The sequence below is a fragment of the Kitasatospora sp. NPDC004240 genome (assembly GCF_053603215.1).
The window spans coordinates 1-2,794 of record NZ_JBSGFD010000409.1; the positions used below are offsets into that span (position 1 = coordinate 1).

At 69.9% G+C, this 2,794-nt stretch carries 3 protein-coding genes and 2 pseudogenes; 3 read left to right on the plus strand and 2 right to left on the minus strand.

What is annotated here, in order from left to right; genetic code table 11:
• Positions 1–225: hypothetical protein (locus tag ACWEQL_RS42065; RefSeq protein ID WP_452156846.1), on the plus strand; the 225-nt coding region annotated here is incomplete at its 5' end.
• A gap of 111 nt (positions 226–336) precedes the next feature.
• Here the strand turns inward: ACWEQL_RS42065 and ACWEQL_RS42070 are convergent.
• Positions 337–523 (minus strand): annotated as a pseudogene (locus tag ACWEQL_RS42070) (hypothetical protein); the annotation flags it as partial.
• A 76-nt stretch (positions 524–599) separates the two neighbouring features.
• Positions 600–1,022 carry an SH3 domain-containing protein gene (locus tag ACWEQL_RS42075; protein WP_452156848.1) on the minus strand — a complete coding sequence of 141 codons (423 nt, stop codon included), beginning with the start codon at positions 1,020–1,022 and terminating at the stop codon, positions 600–602.
• Between the two features lie 234 nt (positions 1,023–1,256).
• On the opposite strand from ACWEQL_RS42075, the gene ACWEQL_RS42080 reads away from it, so the two are divergent.
• Positions 1,257–2,285 (plus strand): hypothetical protein, encoded by a 1,029-nt coding sequence (locus ACWEQL_RS42080; RefSeq protein WP_452156850.1) that lies wholly within the window; start codon positions 1,257–1,259, stop codon positions 2,283–2,285.
• 313 nt (positions 2,286–2,598) lie between these two features.
• Positions 2,599–2,794 (plus strand): annotated as a pseudogene (locus ACWEQL_RS42085) (transposase); the annotation flags it as partial.

Sequence of the window (2,794 nt, forward strand, 5' to 3'; positions counted from 1 at the left end):
CAGCCGCAACGCTTCCTGCGCCGACGGCGACAAGTGTCGCGCGTCCCCCACCGGTTCAGTCACGCGGTGTTCAACGACCCAGAACCCCTACCGCTTCGGATCAATAACTTCGCGGCATTGGACGATCACCTGCTACCGATCAAGGCCCAGACCAGCACGAGTACCCCAGTCGCGACCCATGCCAGCCCCGTGACCTGCAGCTTCAAGTTGAAACGAGCTCATTGAGGAGATGCTGGAAACCAGCCATCCTGCCCTGGTCCAGTACCGCCTACCCACCACCGGCGAAATCGCCCCCCCCCTGCTTCAGATCGCCAAGTCCAGGCCGGCCGAGCACGGCCTGCCGTTCTCCGCGCTGGTGAACGTTACCTTGGCGATCTTCGCCACGGGCATGTGCTGGGCGGACGGCCGCACCGTTTGGGCTCGCCGCCAGGTCACCACCGAACCGGTGCCCCGGGCGGACGATCCGCAGCAGTCGTCTGCCTTCGTCGTCATCGATCTCCCGGACCCGCACCTGTTCATCCACGTGATCATTCTGACCGCCCGGAGCTGCTGTTCGCAGCATCCGGGCGACTCGTCACGAGAGGGCCGACCGTGGCCGACTAGCCTCGCGACATCGGCTGGCCGGAGGCGGATGTCAGAGCGCACATCTTGCTGGATCCGCCGCCGCTCAGGTACCCGTTGTAGACCCAGCCGATGCTCGCACCGCCGCGGTTGCGGACCCAGGTCCAGGTGTTGTTGTAGTCGTTGAGGACGAAGCAGTCGTACTGGACCTCGGCGCCGGGCGACAGGTAGGCCACGGTGGCGCACGACCCGTAGGGCCCGGTGTGCACGGCCGCGCTCGTGGACTTGATCACCTTGCCGTAGGTGGAGGTCTGCTGCTGGTGCGGCCAGGCCAGGTTGCCGCAGGTGACGCCGGCGACCTGGCCGGACGTGGTGGCGGTGGCCACGGCCGGTGCGGCCGTGGCGCCCAGGGCGAGCGCGGCACCGACCGCGGTGACCGCAAGGACACGACGAATACGCATGAACGCCTCCATGGGTTGCTTCCCGATCCCGGCGGATCTGCCGGACCCGGGGGCCGCCGGTCCTGCCCCGGCGGCCTTGGAAGCCATCCTGATGGCGCCGGCATGCGGGGCCCAAACCCTTTCGGCCGTCGCCGAAACCCCTGTGGTGAGGCCCACTTGAAGAAACCGGCCGCGACCGGAGACGATGGCGGCCGGGAAGGTGGGCATCCGAACGAACCCCCGGGAGGCCATCACGTGCTGCGCATCACGTTCACACCGCAGGACCTCGCCAGGACCCGGATCGCCGCGACGTGGGGCCCGCTCGGCGAGACGCTTTTCGCCCTGACGGCCCTCCAACAGCCGCACAGCCGGGCGATGTTCGGCGGATGGCGGCAGAAGGTCCACGCCGGCTCCATCGCCCGCGTGCACCCGGCCTCGGCCCTCTTCCAGGAGACGGTCCTGGACCTGTTCACCGTCACCGGAGCCGCGTCCTCCGTCGAGGAGGGGATCGAGGCGCTGCGCGCGGCACCGGCGGACCGGCTCCGCGCCGAACTCGCGGGGGCCGTCGAGGCGCGGGCCCGCTATTCGCGCTGCACCGATCCCTGGGCGGGCACGGCGTGGGGCGACATCGCCCACGACCGCGCGGACCGTGAGGAACTGCTGACGTACCTGCAGAACGTCCACCGCGCTGCCGTGGCCCCCCACTGGCAGCGCATCCTGCCCCGCCTGCGGGCCGAACAGGCCACGCACGCCCTCCGGCTCGCCCAACACGGAACCGAGGCGATGCTTGCCGGACTGCCACCCGAATTCCGTTGGAAGAGACCGACGTTGGAGATCGGCCGGGGCGCCCTCACCGGCACCGTCGAACTGCGCGGCCGGGGCCTGCTACTGGTCCCGTCCGCCTTCTGCCAGACCAGGCCGATCGCCTACACCGACCCGGCGGACGAGCAGGTACCCGTCCTGCTCTTCATCCCCGTCATACGTAGCGTGTCCGACGCGGCAGCCCTGCTGACGACGCCCCGTCACGGGACCGACAGCGCTCTGTCCGCGCTCCTGGGCCGCACCCGCGCCCGGACCCTCCAGGCCATCGGTGACGGCCCCTGCACCACCGGCGGACTCGCCGAACGGATCTCCACATCCGCACCGACCGCCAGCGAGCAGGCCACCGTCCTGCGCCGGGCCGGCCTCGTCACCACCGTCCGCCAGGGCAGCGCAGTCCTGCACACCCTCACTCCGCTGGGCAGCGCCCTGCTCAACGGCCATGCCCTTCCGGAGGGCGGCTGATCCGGGTCGCGCCGAACTGCGACGGCGTGGAGCCGGCCATGGCCCACGACGACGTGACCGGTGGGCGAGGGTGGCTTCGAACCACCTCAGCCGAAGCGGGGGGCTTTCGCCGGGTTTTGTCCTCGGCGGGCTTGGTTTTCTTTGATCGTTTCAGCCCGTTCGACCGTCCTCCGACGTCGTGACGTGCGGCCCGCTGCTTGTTCTTCGAACCAGGAGGCCGTCCCGGGCCCGGTCGGAGGGATCCGTACTCGCGGGAGTGGACGTGAGGATCGAAGCCACGTACACCGCACGTGCGGTGGTGTGCCCGATGGCCGGCGACCTGGAGCCGGCCATTCCCAAGGTCCGCACCGGCGGCTTCTTCCCCAGCCTGCTCGAGCGCCGGCGCCGCATCGACCAGGCCCTCTACGCGGTCATCATGGAGGCCTACCTCCTGGGCGTGTCCACCCGCTCGGTCGACGACCTGGTCAAAGCCCTCGGCGCGGACACCGGCATCTCCAAGAGCGAGGTCT

Bases quoted from the DNA above. Each gene is read 5' to 3' on its own strand.
- ACWEQL_RS42075 (WP_452156848.1), bottom strand. From the start codon at position 1,022: ATGCGTATTCGTCGTGTCCTTGCGGTCACCGCGGTCGGTGCCGCGCTC.